Source organism: Brachybacterium sp. J144, from assembly GCF_036321705.1.
Lineage (GTDB): Bacteria > Actinomycetota > Actinomycetes > Actinomycetales > Dermabacteraceae > Brachybacterium.
Window position 1 is genome coordinate 26,095 of record NZ_JAZDCG010000033.1, and the last position, 19,350, is coordinate 45,444.

A 19,350-nucleotide genomic window follows, 5' to 3' on the forward strand; every position below is an offset into this window, starting at 1 on the left:
CCTTCCCGCCGCGCACGCTCGGCCCATGCCGAGCACTCCGAGCGCCCCCGCGGGTGCTGTCCCCGCGGGCACCGCCCCGTCGGGGACGGCGACGCACTGCCCCTACTGCGCGCTCCAGTGCGCGCAGACGCTCATTCCCGTCGCCGGGGGCGGAGCCGACGGCGCCCCCGTGCTCACCGTCGAGGGCCGGGACTTCCCCACGAACCAGGGCGGGCTGTGCCGCAAGGGATGGACCTCCGCGGAGGTCCTCACCGCCCCCGACCGGCTCACCGCCCCGCAGCTGCGCGGCGCGGACGGGGTGCTGCGGGAGGTCGGCTGGGACGCGGCCCTCGACCACGTCGCGACCCACCTGCACGAGCTGCGGGAGCGCCGCGGCGCGGATGCCGTCGCCGTGTTCGGCGGCGGCGGGCTCACCAACGAGAAGGCCTACGCGCTCGGCAAGTTCACGCGGGTCGTCCTCGGCTCACGGCTCATCGACTACAACGGCCGCTTCTGCATGTCCGCCGCGGCGACGGCCTCGAACCGCTCGCTGGGCCTGGACCGCGGCCTGCCCTTCCCGCTCCCGGACCTCGCCGGAGCGGACTGCGTGCTGCTGCTCGGATCGAACCTCGCCGCGACCATGCCGCCCTTCGTCCAGCACCTCGAGGGCGTGCGCTCCCGCGGCGGCCTCGTGGTCACGGACCCGCGCGGATCGGCGACGGCGGCGCTCACCGCGGAGGGCGCCGGCGTGCACCTCGCCCCGGTGCCCGGCACCGACCTCGTGGTGCTGCTGGCCCTGCTCCACGTGGTGCTCGCGGAGGACCTCGTGGACCACGAGTACGTCGCCGCGCGCACCACGGGCCTCGAGTCGCTGCGGGCGAGCGCCGCCGCCTGGTGGCCCGAGCGGGCGGAGGCCGTGTGCGGGGTCCCCGCCCGGCGGCTGCGGCAGGTCGCGCGGATGCTCGCCGATGCCTCCCCGTCCCGCGGCGGTCGCGGCGCCTATGTGCTCACCGGCCGCGGGGTCGAGCAGTCCACCCAGGGCACCGCGACCGTCACCGCCGCGATCGACCTCGCCCTGCTGCTGGGCCTCGTGGGCCGTCGCGGCTCCGGCTACGGCCCGCTCACCGGCCAGGGCAACGGGCAGGGCGGTCGCGAGCACGGGCTCAAGGCGGATCAGCTGCCGGGCTACCGGAAGATCACCGACCCGGGGGACAGGGCGCATGTCGCCGCCGTCTGGGGCGTGGACCCGGAGTCCCTGCCCGGCCCGGGCGTCCCCGCCGTCGAGCTGCTCGGCATGCTCGGCGCGGAGGGCGGTCCCTCCGCGCTCCTCGTGTGCGGGGCGAACCCCGTCGTCTCGGCACCGGACGTCTCCCGGGTGCGGGAGCGGCTCGCTGCGCTCGACCTCCTCGTCGTCCTGGACACCGTCCCCTCGGAGACGGCGCTGCTGGCCGACGTCCTCCTCCCCGTCACCCAGTGGGCGGAGGAGGAGGGCACGATGACGAACCTCGAGGGCCGCGTGATCCGCCGCCGCCGGGCGCGCGAGGCTCCGGGAGGGGCGCGCAGCGAGCTGTGGATCCTCCGGGAGCTCGCCGCGCGGCTCGGCGTTCCGGACGGCTTCCCGGCGGAGGCCTCCGCCGTGTTCGACGAGCTCGCCCGGGCCTCCGCGGGCGGCCGCGCCGACTACTCCGGTCTCAGCCATGAGCGGCTGGACCGCGAGGGGTCGATGCACTGGCCCTGCCCCGCCCCGGAGCATCCGGGGACGCCGCATGCGCTGCTCGACGGCTTCCCGACGGCCGACGGTCGTGCCCGCCTGCTCCCGGTGACGCACGAGGACCCGGCCGATCCGCTCCGGGCCGACGCGCCGCTGCACCTCGTCACCGGGCGACTGCTCGAGCAGTACCAGTCCGGGGCACAGACCCGCCGGGTGCCCTCCCTGCTCGCCGCGCGACCCGCGGCCTTCGCCCAGATGCACCCCCTGCTCGCGGACCTCCTCGGCATCGAGGACGGCGAGGAGGTCCTGCTCCGCACCCGCAACGGCGAGCTGCGCGTGCCGGCGGAGGTCACCGACGACATCCGACCCGACACCGTCTTCATGCCCTTCCACTACCCCGGCGACGGAAGCGCGAACCTGCTCACGGGCAGCGCGACCGATCCGCTCTCCGGCATGCCCGGCTTCAAGGTGACGGCGCTCGAGGTGCTCCCGGCACCCCGGTCCGTCCCCGCCTCCCATGTGCTCACCGTCCAGCAGAGGAGCGCCGTATGAGGATCGTCGTGATCGGCCACGGAATGGTCGGCTCCCGGGTCGTCGCAGATCTCGCGGCGGCGGATCCGCAGGCGCGCCTGACGGTGCTCGGCCAGGAGGACCACGACCCCTACAACCGGGTCCAGCTCTCCTCGGTGGTCGCCGGGACGGCCGATCCTGCCGCGCTCGCCCTCGAGCAGGTGGGACCCGAGCGGGCGCGCGTGCTGCGCGGGGTGCGGGCCGTGCGCATCGACCGCGCGGCGCACCTGGTCCACGACGAGCTCGGCGAGGCGCACCCCTACGACCGCCTGGTGCTCGCGACCGGCTCCGCGGCCCGGATCCCCGACGTCCCCGGGCTGCGTTCGCCGGGGATCGGCACGGACGGTGCGGGCCTCGTGGACGGGGTGAGCCCCCTGAAGGACCTCGACGACGCCGAGCGGATCCTCCGCCGCTGCGAGGACGGCGGCGACGTCGTCGTCCTCGGTGCGGGCGTGCTCGGCATCGAGGTCGCCACCGGTCTCGCCGGGCGCGGGGCGCGGGTGACCCTCGTCCATCACCGCGAGCGGCTCATGGAGCGCCAGCTGGACCGCGACGCATCGGAGATCGTGCACGGCGCGCTCGAGACGCTCGGTATCACCGTGGTCACCTCGGCGAGCGCGACGGGCGTGGAGGCACCGACGGGTCGTCTCGAGGCGGTGCACCTCTCGGACGGCTCCGTGCGGCCCGCGGGCCTCCTCGTGCTGTGCACGGGCACGGTGCCGCAGACGGCGCTCGCCGCGGCGGCGGGCCTCGAGTGCGGGGCGGGGATCCTGGTGGGAGAGGACCTCTCCTGCCCGGGGGACCCGGACGTCTTCGCGATCGGCGACTGCGCCCAGCCGCCCGAGGGGGTGAGCGGGCTCGTCGCCCAGGGCTGGGAGCAGGCTCGCCGACTGGTCGAGTCCTGGCGTCCGCGGGCGGAGGAGGCATCGGCGCCGGTGCCGACGCGCGGCACGGGCGGGGACCTGGTGCGGGTCAAGGCGGTGGGCCTCGCGCTCGTGACGATGGGTCGTATCGAGCGGCCGGGCCCCGGGCTCCACGCCCCGCGGTCCGTGCGGCTCGCCGATCCCTCCGGCGGCCGCTTCACGGAGGTGGTCGTGCACGAGGGACGCCTGGTCGCGGCGACGATCGTGGGGGACGAGGACGCTGCGGCGGAGCTCAGCGCCGCCTTCACCCTGCGCACCCCGGTCCCGCGGGACCCGGTGCACCTGCTGGCCCGGCCGCTCGCCGCGCGAACGGCGGCCCCGGCGGCCTCCGTGGCGGACATGGCGGAGGAGGACGTCCTGTGCCAGTGCAACGGCGTCACCAAGGGAAGCGTCTGTGCGGCGGTCGCGGGGGGCTGCGGGAGTACGGCGGAGGTCTCGCGCGCCACGCGTGCGGGCACCGGATGCGGCACCTGCCGCACTCGAATCCAGGAGCTGCTGGACGCCTCCCGTGGCCGGGAGCCCGCCCCTGTGTGATCGGGGACCCCTTGCCCTCGGGTGCGGGCCGCTCCTACCCTCGACGTATGAACGTCTTGTCAGATGATCAGGGGAAGGGGGAGGGTCCCGTCCCCGTCCCCGGACCCGACGCAGCGGTCGCCGAGGCCGTCGACGCCGCCGCCGTCGGGCACGCCCGCGCGCACCTGCCGGCGCCCGCCGCGGTCGCGGGCGTCGCGGACGTCCTCTCCCTCCTCGGCGAACCCCACCGGCTCACGATCCTGCTCGCCCTGCGCGGCGGGGAGCTGTGCGTCCACGACCTCGCCCTCACGGCCGGCCAGTCCGAGTCGGCGACCTCGCACGCCCTGAAGCTGCTGCGCGCCCATCGCGTCCTCGCCCCACGTCGCGAGGGGCGCCGCATGTACTACCGGCTCGAGGACCCGCACGTCGTCGAGCTGCTGGATCTCGCCCTCGCCCATACGGCGCACTCGCCGCTGCGGCATCCCGAGCGCGAGGGAGGAGCCTGATGGGGCACAGCCATGGCGGCCACTCCCACGGCGGCCACTCCCACGGCGGTCACTCCCACGACGGCCACTCCCACGGCGGCGGCGCGGAGGCGCTCAGCGCCGGCGGTCGCCATCGCTCCCGCCTCACGATCTCCCTCGTCCTGATCGGCGGCTTCTTCGTCGTCGAGCTCGCGGCGGCGCTCCTGACCGGCTCGCTCGCCCTGCTCTCCGACGCCGGGCACATGGCCGCCGACGTCCTCACCCTCACCGCCGCCCTCGGCGCGACCGTGCTCGCCGCGCGCACCGCCCGCAGCAGCCGGCTCAGCTTCGGCCTGTACCGGGTCGAGGTCTTCGCCTCCCTGCTCGCGGTGATGGTCATGCTGGCCGTCGCCGTCTGGGTGGTGATCGAGGCGATCGGCCGGCTCGGCGCCCCCGCGGCGATCGACACCGGCCCGATGCTCGTCGTCGGCGTGCTGGGACTGCTCGTGAACCTCGTGGTGATGCGCCTGCTGGCCGCCGGGGCGCAGGAGAGCCTGAACCTCAAGGGCGCCTACCTCGAGGTGCTCGCGGACACCGTCGGCTCGATCGGCGTGATCGTCGCGGCGGTGCTCGTGGCCCTCACCGGCAGCGCCCTCGCCGACACCGTCGTCGCCCTCGCGATCGGCGCGTTCATCGCCGTGCGCGCGGTGACTCTGGGTCGCGAGGTGTTCGGGGTGCTTGCTCAGGAGACCCCGCGCCATCTCGACGCCGAGGGCATCGAGACCCACCTCGGGGAGGTCCCCGGCGTCGCCGAGGTGCACGACCTGCACCTGTGGACGCTCACCTCCGGCATGGACGTGCTCTCCGCCCACCTGCGGCTGGAGCCGGGGGCCGACGCCCACGGTGTGCTCGACGCCGCCCAGCAGGTGCTGCGCGAGGCCCACGGCCTCGACCACAGCACCCTGCAGATCGAACCGGCGGAGCATCGCACCGACGAGGAGAGCTCCTGGTGAGCGGCTGGGCGGGCGCCGGGGCGAGCACCCGGCGGACGTAGGCTCGGACCCATGAGCTCTCCCGTCGCGCACCCTGCGTCCTCCGCGTCTTCAGCGTCTCCGGTCCCGCCCCCCGCCCTGACCGCCGTGGTCACCGGCGCCTCCTCCGGCATCGGCCGTGCGACCGCGGCCCGGCTCGTCGCCGACGGCTGGCGCGTCCTCGCCGTCGCCCGCCGCGAGGACCGCCTCGCGGAGCTCGCCGCGGAGACCGGCTGCGAGGTGCTGGGCGTGGACATCACCGAGGACGCCTCGGTCCACGCCCTCGTCGGCCGGGTCCGCGAGTGTTTCGGCGAGGACCTCAACGCCCTGGTCCACGTCGCCGGCGGCGCCCTCGGCGTCGAGCCCGCTGCGGAGGCGGACCTCGAGAAGTGGCAGCGCATGTACGACATCAACGTGCTCGGCACCGTGCGTGTCACCCGCGCCCTGCTGCCCGCCCTGCGGACGAGCGGCCGCGGCGACCTGCTGTTCGTTACCTCGGTCGCCGCCCAGGAGGCCTACCCCGGCGGGTCCGGCTACAACGCCGCCAAGGCCGGTGAGCACATGCTCGCCGCAGCCCTCCGCCTCGAGCTCAACGGCAAGAAGGTCCGCGTCATCGAGATCGCCCCCGGCATGGTGCACACCGAGGAGTTCTCCCTCGTGCGGCTCGGCGATCAGGAACGGGCCGACGCCGTCTACGACGGGGTCGAGAACCCTCTCACGGCCGAGGACTGCGCCGATGTCATCTCCTACGCCCTGAACGCCCCGCACCACGTGAACCTCGACCTGGTGACGGTGCGGCCGCTCGCACAGGCCGCGGCGCATCGGGTCGCGCGCCACCAGGGGGTCTGATGGTCCACGGCGGGATGCCGGGCCACGGCATGGGCATGGGCGGCGGGGGCCGGGGACCCGAGGAGCGGCTCCCGAGGGGGCAGAAGGCCGATGTGCGCCGCGTGCTCGCCCTGTTCACGCCGTACCGGGCGACCCTCGTCGCGGTCCTCGCCCTGATCGTGCTCGGCGCCGCGGCGGGTGTCGTCTCCCCGTTCCTGGTGCGGGAGATCGTGGACGTCGCCCTGCCCGAGCAGCGCGCGGACCTGCTCGCCTGGGCCGTCGGCGGGCTGATCGCCGTCACCATCGTCGGCAGCGCCCTGGGCGTCTCCCAGGCGATGCTCTCGACCCGGGTGGGGCAGTCCGTCATGCACGACCTGCGCGTCGCGGTCTACGGCCACCTGCAGCGAATGGGGCTGGGCTTCTTCACCCGCACCCGCACCGGCGAGATCCAGTCCCGCATCTTCTCCGACATCGGCTCGATGCAGGCCGTGGTCACCAACGTCATGACCCAGATCGTCTCGAGCGGCGCCGGGATCCTCATGGCGATCGTGGCGATGTTCGCCCTCGACTGGCGCCTGACCCTCTTCTCCCTCGTCGCCCTGCCCTTCGCGGTGTGGATGAACCGGCGCGTGGGCGGGCGCCGCCGGGCGATCGTCAAACAGCGGCAGGAGAAGGCGGCGGACCTCTCCGCCGGGATCCAGGAGTCGCTGTCCGTCTCCGGGATCCTGCTGGGCCTGACCATGGGGCGCACCCGCGCCCTGGTGGAGAACTTCACCGCCGACTCCCGCGGGCTCGCCGACCTCGAGGTGCGCTCCGAGATGGCCGGCCGCTGGCACATGGCCGTCTTCACCACGCTGATGGCGCTGTTCCCGGCGCTGACCTACCTCCTCGGCGGGCACCTGCTGTTCGCCGACCGCGGGGTCACCATTGGCACGCTCGTCGCCTTCATCGCCCTGCAATCGAGCCTGTTCCCGCAGATCAACGGGATGCTCCGGGTCGCGAACCAGGTCAACGCGTCCCTCGCCCTGTTCACCCGGGTCTTCGAGTACCTCGACGCCCCGCTCACCGTGACCGACGGCCCCGGCGCGACCGCCCTGGATCCCGCCGCCGCCCGCGGCGAGATGCGCCTCGAGCACGTGGACTTCACCTATCCCGGGGCGGAGGAGCCCTCACTCCACAACATCGACCTCGTGATCCCCGCCGGGAAGCACACCGCGCTCGTGGGCGCCACCGGCTCCGGCAAGACCTCCACCGGGTACCTCCTCGCCCGCCTCTACGATCCCTCGGCCGGGAGGATCACCCTCGACGGCCACGACCTGCGCGAGCTGACCCGCGAGTCGCTCGCCGCATGCCTCGGCGTCGTCACCCAGGAGACCTACCTGCTGCACGCGAGCATCGCCGAGAACCTCCGCTTCGCCCGGCCGGGCGCGAGCGACGAGGAGCTCGTCACCGCCTGCCGGATCGCCCAGATCCACGACCACATCGACGCCCTGCCCGAGGGCTACGCCACGATCGTGGGGGAGCGGGGCTACCGGTTCTCCGGCGGGGAGAAGCAGCGCCTCGCGCTCGCCCGCACGATCCTGCGCGACCCGCCCGTGCTCCTGCTCGACGAGGCCACCTCCGCCCTCGACACCGCGACCGAGCGCGCCATGTCCGGGGCACTCGACGCCGTCTCCCGCGGCCGAACGGTCATCTCCATCGCGCACCGGCTCTCGACGATCCGCCATGCGGACCAGATCGTGGTCCTCTCCGCGGGCCGGATCATCGAGCGCGGCACGTATGCGGAGCTCCTCGCGGCGGGCGGAGCCTTCGCCGAGCTCGCGGCGCGGGACGAGGGAGCGGCGCGGGACTGAGCGGTCCGGGCGTCGGCCCCCTGAGGCGGTCCGTCCGGGCGGGGCCGCTCAGATCACGCGGCGGTCGCGGGCCCAGCGCATCAGCTCGCGGCGGTCGGAGAGTTGCAGCTTGCGCAGCACGCTCGAGACATGGCTCTCGACGGTGCGATCGGAGATGAAAAGGCTCGCCGCCGCCTCGCGATAGGTGTAGCCGCGGGCGATCAGCGTCATCACCTCCTGCTCGCGCGGGGAGAGCAGATCGAGGTCGGTGGGCGTCGCCGGGACCGAGCTGCGGAAGGCGTCGAGCACGAAGCCGGCGAGCCGCGGCGAGAACACCGCATCGCCCTCGGCGACCCGCCGCAGGGCGGCGGCGAGGTCCTCGGCGGTGATGGACTTCGTGACGTAGCCGCGGGCACCGGCGCGGATCACGGCCAGCACGTCCTCCTCGGCGTCGGAGACCGACAGCGCGAGCAGGCGCGTCGACCCCGCGGAGGCCTCCGCACGGGCCGTCACCGCCGCGGCGACCTCGGCCCCGCCGCCCCCGCTGCCGCCCGGGAGGTGGACGTCCAGGAGCACCACGTCGGGCCGCAGCGCGTCGATCGCGGAGATGGCCGTGTCGACGTCGTGCGCCTGACCGACCACGCGCAGCCGCGGATCGGCGCGCACCAGCTCGGCGGCGACCCCTGCGGCGAAGAGGCGATGATCGTCGACGACCAGCACGCTCAGCCCGCTCATGACCCCGCCCCCGGCAGGATCAGCGCCACCTCGGTGCCGCCGCCCGGGGCACGGCGCACCTCGGCGCGGCCGCCCGCCCGCTCCATGCGCCCGATGATCGACTCCCGCACCCCGAGCCGGTCCGCGGGCACCTCCGCGAGCTCGAAGCCCGGACCGCGGTCCCGGACGAAGGCCTGCACCTGGGCGGGGGAGACGTCGACGAAGACGTCGACGCCCTCGCGGCCGTGGCGGCAGGCGTTCAGCGTCGCCTCCTGCAGCGCTCCGAGGAGCGGGCGGTGCCGCTCCTCGAGCGGTGCATCGCCGACGATCACCGTGCTCACCTCCACCCCGTGGGAGTCCTCGATCCGTGCGGTCAGCTCCTCCACGGCGGCGCGCATCTCGGTGGCGGCATCGACCTCGGAGGCGCCGTCGCGGTACAGCCAGCGGCGCAGCTCCCGCTCCTGGACACGGGCGATCCGCCGCATCTCCTCCGCCGCGGTCCCGGGTCGCTGGAGCACCACGAGCGTCTGCAGCACCGAGTCGTGCAGGTGCGCGGTGGTCTCCCGGTGATGCTGCATCACCGCCCGCTGCTCGGTCTCCTCCCGCAGCCCCGCCCACAGCCGCCTGCCCCAGGGGACGAGCAGCAGGGCGAGCAGCGCGAGGACCCCGAGGGCGACGAGGGCGAGCTGCAGGGCGAGCGTCTGCCCCGCGGTCGACGCGACCGCCACCAGCAGGGCGAGGAGCAGCAGGGCGAGCCCGCCGAGGAGGGCGAGCCCCGCACCGAGCGGCATGCTCGAGGTGCGGCCGGCCCAGCGGTCCCGGTCCAGGTCCCCGAGCGGCATCAGCCCGAGGGCCACGCCGGCGCAGGCCATGCCCACGAGGACCGCCGCACCGGCGATCCCGTTCGCCGACGCCGGCTGCACGGTGCCGGTCCCGGACAGCAGGCGCACGAGGTCCGCGCCGACGGTCACCACGAGCAGCACGGCGACGGCGCCGAGGATCGCGGCCGCGAGTAGCCAGCGCCCGCCCCGCAGCCCGCGACGACGAGGAGCGGGTTCCGCCTCGGCCGCCTCGCGGGGCCGACCCCGCACCGCGGCCGTCCCATCGGGCAGGGGCAGCTCGTCGTGATCCCCGGAGCCGTCGGGCAGCGCCCACCACAGCGCCGCGTAGCCGAGCACGCTCGGCGCGGCCAGAACCAGCAGCGCGCGCACCGCGGACCAGGTGGAGCCCAGGTCGCCCAGGAGCAGCAGGGCCGGGAGCAGCGGCAGGGCGGGGAGCAGCACCGCCGCCCGCACCACCCGGACCGGGACGCGCAGCGCCCGGGAGAGGGCGGCGCACACGCCGGCCAGGGGCGCCGCCCCGGGGCGGCGGGTCCAGGCGTCGGCGGTCGGTGTCAGCGCGGTCATGCCCAGCATTCTGCCTCGGGACAGGGACGACAGCACGGAGCGAGGGCACGTTCCCGGGTCCGTTCCGGGACGGGTCAGGGTCGGCTCCGGGACGACTCCGGGATGGCTCCGGGATGTCGACGGACGCCCCGGTCGAGCCCGCGCGGCAGGATGATCGCCATGACCGACACCGAGACCGGCGCCCCAGAGACGAGCGCCCCAGAGACCGGCGCCCGACCCGTGCCCTCCCCGGCGGAGCCCGAGGACGCCGCGCTGCGCGCCCTCCGCGCCGAGGTCAGCCCCCGGCGCGGCGGCGGCACCGCGGACCGGGTCCTCCGAGGCGCTCCGCTCCGCGAGCCGGGACGCGGACGGCTCGCCGGGGTCTGTGCCGCGCTCGCCGAGTCCATCGGCGTGCCGGTCCGGTTGCTGCGGCTCATCGCCGTGCTGCTCACGCTTCTCGGTCCCGGGGTGCCGCTCTACCTCGTCGGCATGCTCCTCTGCCCCCGCTCCGCGGACGAGCCCGGGCGTCCCGCTCCCGAGGACGGGGCGGAGGTGCCGCTCACCGCGATGCTGCGCGGACGGGCCCGGCTCGCCGACGCGCTCGCGCTGCTCGCCCTCCTGCCGACGCTGCTGGTGGGGCTGTGGTGGCTGCTGGTCTGCGTCCTCGAGATGCCGGCGCTTGCGGCCGTGCTCGGCGCGCTCGTGGTGCTGCTGGGCGGTCTGGTCGTCCACGCCGCGCTGCGCTCGCGCGCCGCGCGCTCCGCCCTGGTGCTGGCCGCGCTCGCCCACCGCGCCGGGATCACGGAGCGGGAGAGCCTCGACGCCTTCCTCCTCGAGCACCGTCGCCGCGCTCCCTGGGCCTGGGCCTCCCTCGGCGAGGGGCGGACCGGTCCGGCGCTCGGCGAGGCGGAGGCGGGGGCCGACGGCGGATCCAGCTCGGCCGACGGGGCGCAGATCCCCTCCGCGGCGTCCCGCCCGCCGCGGCCCGCGGTGCCCCGGGCGAGCGATCGGACCGTCCTCGCCGTCCTCGCCGGCATGCTCGCCGCCGCGGCGGCCGGCGTCCTCGTGCTGAACCTCGATCCCGGGCTCGCGGGGGGGCTCGCGGAGGCCTGGATCCTGCCGCAGATCGGACGGGTGACCGCGGGCCTGTGGCTCGCGACGGTCGTCGCCGGCATTGCCCTCGTGGTGATCGGTCTGCGGGGCCGACGCAGCATCGTGCTCGGCCTGGTCGGCGTGCTCGCCCTGCTCGGCGCTGGGTCGGGCACCGCCTGGGTGCGGACCGTGCACGATCCCGCGGCCGCGCCGCTGATCCTCACCGCGGAGGATCTCTCCGTCGGGGACCGCCGCACCTGCCCGCAGGGCCCGGAGACGTGGTCGCAGCCGGTCACCATCGACCTGCGGGACGTGGACGCCGCGGACGTGGCGCGCTGGCGGGCTCAGCAGGAGCAGGGCGGGGAGGGCCCCGTGCCCGTTTCCGTCGACTGCTCCCCGCTGCTGGGCCGGGTGACGGTGCTGCTGCCCCGGGACCTCGACGGCATCCGCGTCGAGCTCGGCTCCGGAGGGGACTGGCTGGAGGCGGGTGCTCGGGAGGCCCCGGCGCTGCGGGTCACCGGATGGCCGGGCGTCGGGCAGGTCGAGCTGGTGCGATTCGAGGAGGGGTCATGACGGAGACGGTCCAGGACGGACGAGCAGGGATGACGACAGCGGGAGGAGCCGCGGAACCGGCGCCGAGCGGACAGGACACGGCGCTGTCCGGACCGGGAGCGGCGCAGGACCGGGCGCGGGCAGGGGCGCGGCGCGGCACGGTGGGCACGGGGCTCGTGCTCCTGCTCGGCGTGGTCGGGACGGCGGCGGCGGTGCTGCCCGTCCCGCGGATCGAGCTGTGGCTGCTTGCCGTGGCGGCCGTGCTCGGGCTCTCGCTCGTGGTGCTGGTGCTGGCCCTGCTCCCCTCCACCCGGGGGAGGACGGCCACCGGGGACGGATCGACGAAAGACGGAGCCCTCACCCCTCTGGCGGGGGACGCCCCGCATCCCGCCGCCGCGGAGGATGGATCACGTGCCCCGGGGACCGGATCCGGCCGGGGACCCACCGCTGGAGGATCCGCGCCCGATGCCGCACCGCACCCCTGAGGAGGACCCCATGGCAATCTCGACCGCGCCCGGCTCCGAGCCCGCGCTGACCGCCCGCTCGCGCAAGCCGCTCGGCGGCCGCCCGGTGCTCTTCGCGGCGATGCTGCTGGTCGCGACCCTCGGGGTGCTGGGCCTGCTCGTGGTGGGGCCGACGGTGCCGCTCGCCGCGGCGCTCGCGGCGGCCGCGGGTCTGGTCGCGCTGGTGGTGCTCGCCTGGGTGGTGGCGGGGCCGCGGCTGTAACCGGCGGGGCCCCGCCGTCGGCGCGGTTCACCCGCCGGCGCCGATCAGGCATCGGCGCAGTTCAGACGGCGGCGATCAGCAGGCGTCGGCGCCGATCAGACGTCGATCTCGATCTCGCCCTCGCCGCGCGAGACGCAGGTGATCATCTGCGAGTCCTTCTCGTCGTCCATGAGGAACTCGTCCATGTGCTCGACGTCGCCGGAGACCAGGGGCACCACGCAGGTGCCGCACACCCCGCCCTCGCAGGAGTAGTCCATCGAGACCCCGGCGTCCAGGAGCGCCTGCAGCAGGGATTGGCCCTCGGCGACCTCGACGGTGATTCCGGACTTCAGGCACTTGGCGGTGAAGGGCTCTCCGAACAGCGACATCCTCGCTCCTTCTGCGTCGGCCACCCGGTCGGGCGGCTCCATGGAGCCACCAGTCTCCCACCCTCGGCGACCGCACAGGAGGTGAGGCACGCCTCACCCGTCGGAGCCGTCGTCCTCCGCGGAGCGGGGCGGGAGGCCGAGGATCGGGGTCTGGCCCGTCAGCGGGGTCGTCCACACGGCGCCTGCGGCATCGGCCGATCCGGCGGCCGACGGCGTGGGGGAGAGGGCGAGCGCCGAGGGGCCGAAGCTCAGCACCAGCAGGGTCGCGGCGCCGAGAGCGGCGACGCTCGCGGTCGCCCTCCCGCGGAGGCTCCGCGGGGACTCGGAATCCGGTGCACCGGCTCCGACGGACCCGACGGCCCCACCCGCGGCGTGCTCCGCGCGATGCGCGATCTCCGAGCCGGTGCCGGCGCGGTCCTGCGCGGGACCGTCCCCGGGTCCGCCTGCGGTCGTGCCGTCCTCGTCCATGCCGGATCCTCCCTCGGGTCCCGTGCGGCGATCTGCCGATGGCCACCATGCAAGGCCGCCCACCTGTGCCGGTCCTGTGCGCGCGGACCGGGTTCGCTGTGACCTGCTCGGAAGCGGGGCGGAACAGGCCCTCTCGGCGCAGGGCGGGGCTACTCTCAGATCCACCGGCCCGGCCGCCCCAGCCGACCGGTCCGCATCGACCATGCCCGTGGAGGCGCCCGGTGACCGAGTCCGCGAGATCCGCCCTCGCCGCACTGCCCTCGCTGTCGCATCCCGACGGCGGGCCGGTGCGCGTCCTCGTCGTCGAGGACGAGCCCACCATCGCCGACCTGCTGCGGTTCCCGCTGCAGATGGTCGGCTGGGACGTCACGGTGTGCGGCGACGGCCTCGAGGCGGTGCGCCTGGCCCGCAGCAGCCGACCCGACGTGCTCGTCCTGGACCGCATGCTGCCCGGCCTCGACGGCGTCGAGGTGCTGCGGCGCATCCGCGCGCTGCATCCCGAGATCCCCGCGCTGCTGCTCACCGCGATGGACGCTCCCGCCGACCGCATCGGCGGTCTCGCCGCCGGCGCCGACGACTACGTGACCAAGCCGTTCACGATCGAGGAGGTGCTGCTGCGCCTGCACCGGTTGGTGCAGCGCTCGGGCGTCGTCGCGCAGGGCAGCCAGGAGCTCGTGGTCGGCGACCTGGTGATGGACCTCGACGCCCATGAGGTGACGCGGGGCGGCGATGTGATCGCCCTCACCGCGACCCAGTTCCAGCTGCTGCAGTACCTGATGGAGAACCCGCAGAAGGTGCTGTCCAAGGCGCAGATCCTCGAGGCCGTGTGGAACTACGACTTCGGCGGGCAGGCCAACATCGTCGAGCTCTACATCTCCTACGTGCGCAAGCGCATCGACGCCGGCCGCGAGCCGATGATCCACACGGTCCGCGGCGCGGGCTATGTGCTCAAGCCCGCGCCCGGGGCCGCAGGTGCCGGGGGAGCAGGTGCCGGGGGAGCAGGGGGATGAGCGGAGCGCCGTCGGCCGGTGCCGTCGGGAGCGCGGCCGCCGCCGGGACGGGTCCGCGGCGGCGGGCGGCGCTGCGCACCACGCTGGTCGCGCTGCTGCTCGCGACCGTGGCGGTCGTCTGCCTCGCCGTCGGCCTGGTCACCCACGTCTCCGTGGGCCGGCAGCTGGACGCCGAGCTCGACGCGCAGCTGCAGCGCGCCTCGGAGCGCGCCGGCGCCCGCGAGCTCGGGAACCTGCCGCTGGACCCCGCGGACCGCGGGGCCGGGATCCCCGACGGCGAGGGTGGCGGGCCGGGGAGCGGCGAGTACGAGCTCACCGCGCACGTGCAGGACGGCACGATCACCGCCGCGCTGTGGCGCGACGACGCGGGGGAGCTCCGTGCGCTCACCGTCGCGGACCGGGAGGAGCTCGAGGCGGCGCTCGACGAGCTCGCGGACGGGGCGGGAGCCGGCACCGGACCCGGGGGGATCGGTACGGCCGGAGCGCCCGGGGAGGCCGTCTCCGTCACCCTCTCCATCGGCACCTATCGCGTCATGCTCCAGCCGCTGGACGACTCCGCGGCCGTGGTTACGGGCCTGCCGCTCGCCGAGAACCGCTCGACCCTGCTGCGGCTGGACCTCACCCTGCTCGGTGCGGGGCTCGGCGCCCTGGTGGTCACCGGTCTCGGCGGCTCGCTGCTGGTGCGCCGCACCCTCTCGCCGCTCGAGGGCGTGGCCGAGCTCGCCTCGGAGGTGGCCCGCACCCCGCTCGAGCACGGCAGCGTCCGCCTCGAGCAGCGGGTCCCGGGGCGTCACGCCGTCCCGGGGACCGAGGTGGGAGACGTCGGCGCCGCGCTGAACCTCCTGCTCGACAACGTGGAAGGCGCGATCGAGACGCGGCACCGCAGCGAGGAGCGGATGCGCCGCTTCATCGCGGACGCCTCCCACGAGCTGCGCACGCCCCTCACCGCCATCCGCGGCTACACCGAGATGCTGCGCCTCACCGAGGAGCTCAGCGACCGGGGCCTGCAGTCCGTCGACCGGCTCCAGGCGCAGTCCGGCCGCATGACCTCCCTCGTCGAGGACCTGCTCCTGCTCACCCGCCTCGATGACCGCGCACCCCTCCTCCGCGTCCCGGTCGACCTCGGGGAGATCGTGCTCGAGTGTGCCATGGACGCCCGCGCCGCCGGCCCCGACCATCCGCTCGACGTGTCCGTCCCGGACGAGCCGGTCATGGTCGCCGGCGAGGAGGCGCAGCTCGCCCAGGTGGTCGTCAACCTGCTCTCCAACGCCCGCAAGCACACCCCCGAGGGCACCGCCATCGCGGTCCGCCTGCGCGCGGAGCCCGGCGGGGCCCGGCTCGAGGTGGCCGATGCGGGACCCGGCATCGACCCCGAGCTGCTGCCGGACGTGTTCAGCCGCTTTACCCGCGCCGACCGCGCCCGCTCCGGCGGGGAGGGGACCTCAGGTCTCGGGCTCTCGATCGTCCGGGCGATCGTCGAGGCGCACGAAGGGACCATCGCCGTCGCCTCCGAGCCCGGCCGCACCGTGTTCACCGTGTCTCTTCCGCTCGCGCGGGAGTGACCGCGCACGGGGCGGTGCGTACACTGGCCGCCATCGGCATCGACCCGGCCATCACCGGAGAGCCGCGGGAAGAACAGCACGGGCACGGATCCGCGAGGAGCCGTCGCCGCGCCCAGTAGAACCCGCCGGGACCAGCCCGTCACAGCTGAGGAACGAGGGGAGACCCGAGCGGCATCGCGCCGCGGAGGTGTCAACCGAGGTGGTACCGCGCCACCGGCCGCGCGCCGGCGACGTCCTCGGACAGCAGAATCGCCGTCCCACCGCCGTCCCCGTCCTTCCTCGGAGGTCCTCCCATGGTCTACCCGGTCTCCGGAGACCCGCTCGTCCCCTCGCCGAACCTGCCCGCGCTCGAGAACGCGATCCAGGAGTTCTGGCGCACCGACGACACCTTCCGCGCCTCGATCGCGCGCCGCGAGGGCGCCGAGGAGTTCGTCTTCTACGACGGCCCTCCCTTCGCCAACGGGCTGCCCCACTACGGGCACCTGCTCACCGGCTTCGTCAAGGACGTCATCCCGCGCTTCCGCACCATGACCGGCTGCAAGGTCGACCGCCGCTTCGGCTGGGACACCCACGGCCTGCCCGCGGAGCTCGAGGCCATGCGCGAGCTCGGCATGACCGAGAAGTCCGAGATCGAGGACATGGGCCTGCAGGCCTTCAACAACGCCGCCCGCGCCTCCGTGCTGAAGTACACGAAGAACTGGGAGGAGTACGTCACCCGGCAGGCGCGCTGGGTCGACTTCGAGAACGACTACAAGACCCTCGACGTGACCTTCATGGAGTCCGTGCTGTGGGCCTTCAAGACCCTCTACGACAAGGGCCGCGCCTACGAGGGCTACTACGTGCTCCCGTACTGCTGGAAGGACCAGACACCGCTCAGCGCCCACGAGCTGCGCATGGACGACGACGTCTACCAGGACCGTCAGGACCAAACCGTCACCGTCACCCTGCCCTTCAGCGGCGACAGGGCCCGGGAGCTGGGGATCGGGGAGGTCCGCGCTCTCGCCTGGACCACCACCCCGTGGACCCTGCCCACCAACTTCTCCCTCGCTGTCGGCCCCGAGCTCGAGTACGCGGTCGTCCCCGCCGGACCCCTCGGGGCGGCCGACGGCGCCGCCGCGGGCGAGGCCCGCTACCTGCTGGCCCGCGCCCTCGTCGGCTCGTACGCCAAGGAGCTCGGCTACGAGGACGCCGACGCCGCGGCCGCCGCGGTCGAGGAGCGCACCTTCACGGGGGCGGAGCTCGAGCACGTCGAGTACGAGCCGCTGTGGACCGTGTACTCCGAGGACCGGGAGAAGTGGGGCACCGAGAACGCCTGGATCGTCACCGTTGCCGACTACGTCTCCACCGAGGACGGCACCGGCGTGGTCCACCAGGCCACCGCCTACGGCGAGGTCGACCAGCAGGTCAACGCCGCCTACGGCATCCCCGTGATCGTCTCCGTCGACGACGGCGCGCAGTTCCTGGACTACTTCCGCGGCACCGCCCTCGACGAGATCGCCGGGGTGCAGGTCTTCGAGGCGAACCGCCCGATCATCCGGAACCTCCGGGCGATGGGTCGTCTGTTCCGCGAGGCCAGCTACGTGCACTCCTACCCGCACTGCTGGCGCTGCCGGAACCCCCTGATCTACAAGGCCGTCTCCTCCTGGTACGTGAAGGTCGCCGACCAGCGCGAGCGGATGCTCGAGCTGAACGAGCAGATTGACTGGGTGCCCGGCAACGTCAAGCACGGCCAGTTCGGCAAGTGGCTCGAGGGCGCCCGCGACTGGGCGATCTCCCGCAACCGCTACTGGGGATCCCCCATCCCGGTGTGGAAGAGCGACGACCCCAACCACCCGCGCATCGAGGTCTACGGCTCCCTCGCGGAGCTCGAGGAGGCCTTCGGGACCCTCCCGCGCGACGAGCACGGCGAGGTCAACCTCCATCGCCCCTACATCGACGAGCTCACCCGCCCCAACCCGGACGACCCCACCAGGGCCTCGACGATGCGCCGCGTCGAGGAGGTCTTCGACGTCTGGTTCGACTCCGGCTCGATGCCCTTCGCGCAGGTGCATTACCCCTTCGAGAACACGGACTGGTTCGAGTCCCACAACCCGGCGGACTTCATCGTCGAGTACATCGGGCAGACCCGCGGCTGGTTCTACGTCATGCACGTGCTGTCCACCGCCCTGTTCGACCGCCCCGCCTTCACCTCGGTGATCTGCCACGGCATCGTGCTCGGCGAGGACGGCCAGAAGATGTCGAAGTCGCTGGGCAACTACCCCGACGTGCGCGAGATGTTCGACAAGTACGGGGCCGACGCGATGCGCTGGTTCCTCATGTCCTCTCCGATCCTCCGCGGCGGCAACCTGATCGTCGACGAGCCCAAGATCCGCGACGCCGCGCGCCAGGTGGTGCTGCCCCTGTGGAGCGTCTGGTACTTCCTGGGCCTGTACGCGAACGCCGCCGGGGAGAAGGACGCGGGCGGGATCCCCGCCGGCTACCGGGGCCGCCCGCGCCACGAGTCCGACGACGTCATGGACCGCTACCTGCTCGCCCGCACCGGGGAGCTCGTGCGGGGCGTCCGCGAGCGGCTCACCGCCCTCGCGATCGCCGACGGGGTCGAGCTGATCGAGGACTACCTCGACATGCTCACCAACTGGTACGTGCGCCGGTCCCGCGACCGGTTCTGGGAGGGCGACGAGCAGGCCATCGACGTGCTCTCCACCTGCCTGGAGACCCTCTGCCGGGTCGCGGCCCCGCTGCTGCCCATGGTCACCGAGGAGATCTGGAAGCAGCTCACCGGCGGCCGCTCCGTCCATCTCGAGGACTGGCCGGACGACTCCCTCTTCCCGCGGGACGCGGAGCTGATCGCGCGCATGGACGACGTGCGCGCCGTGGCCAGCGCCGGCAACGCCCTGCGCAAGAAGGAGGGTCTGCGGGCGCGCCTGCCGCTCGCCGAGCTGGTGGTCGTCCATCACGATCCCGCCGCCCTCGAGCCCTTCGGGGCGATCCTCGCCGACGAGCTCAACGTCAAGGCCGTGCGCCTGCTGGACGTCACGAGCGAGGAGGCCCAGGGCATGGGCGTCGAGCAGCGCCTGAGCGTCAACGCGCGCGCCGCCGGTCCGCGCCTCGGCAAGCAGGTGCAGCAGGCGATCAAGGGCGCCAAGAGCGGCGACTGGTCCCAGGCCGAGGACGGCACCGTCACCGCGGGCGGGCTGGACCTCGTCGAGGGCGAGTACTCGCTGGACCTCGTCGCCGGGGAGTCCGCGGCGATCGAGGGCCGCGCCGTCGGCGTACTGCGCGGCGGCGACTTCCTCGCCCTCGACACCCGGGTCACCCCGGAGCTCGAGGCGGAGGGCACCGCCCGCGACGTGATCCGCGCGATCCAGCAGGCGCGCCGCGAGGCGGGCCTGGAGGTCTCCGACCGGATCGTCCTGACCCTGGCCGGCGATCCCACCGTGGTCGAGGCGGTCGGCGCCCACCGCGATCTCGTGGCCGGGGAGGTGCTCGCGGTCTCCGTGGAGATCGGCGCCGAGCCCGTCGCGGGGGCGCACGCCTCGACCGAGGCCGTCACGGGCGGCACCGTGACGGTCGGCGTCGCGAAGGCCTGAGCAGGGCAGGTCCCTCGGGGGGGGGGGGGGGG

General features: G+C 74.4%; 16 protein-coding genes. 12 read left to right on the top strand and 4 right to left on the bottom strand.

Annotated elements, in window-relative coordinates; translation table 11 throughout:
- Positions 1-25 precede the first annotated feature (25 nt).
- From V1260_RS13295 to V1260_RS13320, 6 genes are read left to right on the top strand one after another with little or no spacing between them, the layout of a single operon-like run.
- Positions 26-2,242 carry a molybdopterin oxidoreductase family protein gene (locus V1260_RS13295; protein ID WP_329747304.1) on the top strand — a complete coding sequence of 739 codons (2,217 nt, stop codon included), beginning with the start codon at positions 26-28 and terminating at the stop codon, positions 2,240-2,242.
- On the top strand, positions 2,239-3,717 hold the full coding sequence (locus tag V1260_RS13300; protein ID WP_329747305.1) for an FAD-dependent oxidoreductase: 1,479 nt from the start codon (positions 2,239-2,241) through the stop codon (positions 3,715-3,717). Before V1260_RS13295 ends, V1260_RS13300 begins: the two co-directional genes overlap by 4 nt.
- Positions 3,718-3,764: 47 nt before the next feature.
- Positions 3,765-4,202 carry an ArsR/SmtB family transcription factor gene (locus V1260_RS13305; RefSeq protein ID WP_329747306.1) on the top strand — a complete coding sequence of 146 codons (438 nt, stop codon included), beginning with the start codon at positions 3,765-3,767 and terminating at the stop codon, positions 4,200-4,202.
- On the top strand, positions 4,202-5,173 hold the full coding sequence (locus tag V1260_RS13310; protein ID WP_329747307.1) for a cation diffusion facilitator family transporter: 972 nt from the start codon (positions 4,202-4,204) through the stop codon (positions 5,171-5,173). Before V1260_RS13305 ends, V1260_RS13310 begins: the two co-directional genes overlap by 1 nt.
- A gap of 51 nt (positions 5,174-5,224) precedes the next feature.
- Positions 5,225-6,040, top strand: a complete 816-nt coding sequence (locus V1260_RS13315) for an SDR family oxidoreductase (RefSeq protein ID WP_329747308.1) — start codon at positions 5,225-5,227, stop codon at positions 6,038-6,040.
- Positions 6,040-7,872, top strand: a complete 1,833-nt coding sequence (locus tag V1260_RS13320) for an ABC transporter ATP-binding protein (protein ID WP_329747309.1) — start codon at positions 6,040-6,042, stop codon at positions 7,870-7,872. The genes V1260_RS13315 and V1260_RS13320 overlap by 1 nt, the downstream gene beginning before the upstream one ends.
- Before the next feature lie 48 nt (positions 7,873-7,920).
- Here the strand turns inward: V1260_RS13320 and V1260_RS13325 are convergent, their stop codons facing one another.
- Together V1260_RS13325 and V1260_RS13330 are read right to left on the bottom strand one after the other, a co-directional pair.
- A complete protein-coding gene (locus tag V1260_RS13325; RefSeq protein WP_329747310.1) occupies positions 7,921-8,586 on the bottom strand; it encodes a response regulator transcription factor in 666 nt (221 codons plus the stop codon).
- Positions 8,583-9,971: a sensor histidine kinase gene (locus tag V1260_RS13330; protein ID WP_329747311.1), complete on the bottom strand. Its 1,389-nt coding sequence runs from the start codon at positions 9,969-9,971 to the stop codon at positions 8,583-8,585. The genes V1260_RS13325 and V1260_RS13330 overlap by 4 nt, the downstream gene beginning before the upstream one ends.
- Positions 9,972-10,130: 159 nt before the next feature.
- Here V1260_RS13330 and V1260_RS13335 point away from each other — a divergent pair, with 159 nt between their 5' ends.
- From V1260_RS13335 to V1260_RS13345, 3 genes are read left to right on the top strand one after another with little or no spacing between them, the layout of a single operon-like run.
- Entirely contained in the window at positions 10,131-11,615 is a 1,485-nt protein-coding gene (locus V1260_RS13335; RefSeq protein ID WP_329747312.1) for a PspC domain-containing protein, read from the top strand.
- Entirely contained in the window at positions 11,612-12,079 is a 468-nt protein-coding gene (locus tag V1260_RS13340; protein WP_329747313.1) for a hypothetical protein, read from the top strand. The genes V1260_RS13335 and V1260_RS13340 overlap by 4 nt, the downstream gene beginning before the upstream one ends.
- 10 nt (positions 12,080-12,089) lie before the next feature.
- Complete coding sequence (locus V1260_RS13345) at positions 12,090-12,320, top strand: hypothetical protein (RefSeq protein ID WP_329747314.1); 231 nt, start codon at positions 12,090-12,092, stop codon at positions 12,318-12,320.
- A 95-nt stretch (positions 12,321-12,415) separates the two neighbouring features.
- On the opposite strand, the gene V1260_RS13350 is transcribed toward V1260_RS13345, so the two are convergent.
- Entirely contained in the window at positions 12,416-12,688 is a 273-nt protein-coding gene (locus tag V1260_RS13350) for a 2Fe-2S iron-sulfur cluster-binding protein (RefSeq protein ID WP_329747315.1), read from the bottom strand.
- Between the two features lie 93 nt (positions 12,689-12,781).
- Entirely contained in the window at positions 12,782-13,156 is a 375-nt protein-coding gene (locus V1260_RS13355) for a hypothetical protein (protein WP_329747316.1), read from the bottom strand.
- A gap of 221 nt (positions 13,157-13,377) precedes the next feature.
- Here V1260_RS13355 and V1260_RS13360 point away from each other — a divergent pair, with 221 nt between their 5' ends.
- The 3 genes from V1260_RS13360 to ileS all read left to right on the top strand — a co-directional run bounded on the left by V1260_RS13360 (position 13,378) and on the right by ileS (position 19,318).
- A complete protein-coding gene (locus V1260_RS13360) occupies positions 13,378-14,166 on the top strand; it encodes a response regulator transcription factor (RefSeq protein ID WP_329747317.1) in 789 nt (262 codons plus the stop codon).
- Positions 14,163-15,728 carry a sensor histidine kinase gene (locus V1260_RS13365; protein ID WP_329747318.1) on the top strand — a complete coding sequence of 522 codons (1,566 nt, stop codon included), beginning with the start codon at positions 14,163-14,165 and terminating at the stop codon, positions 15,726-15,728. Before V1260_RS13360 ends, V1260_RS13365 begins: the two co-directional genes overlap by 4 nt.
- Before the next feature lie 293 nt (positions 15,729-16,021).
- Positions 16,022-19,318, top strand: coding sequence for an isoleucine--tRNA ligase (gene ileS, locus V1260_RS13370; protein WP_329747319.1), 3,297 nt, complete (start codon positions 16,022-16,024; stop codon positions 19,316-19,318).
- The last annotated feature ends 32 nt before the right edge of the window (positions 19,319-19,350 follow it).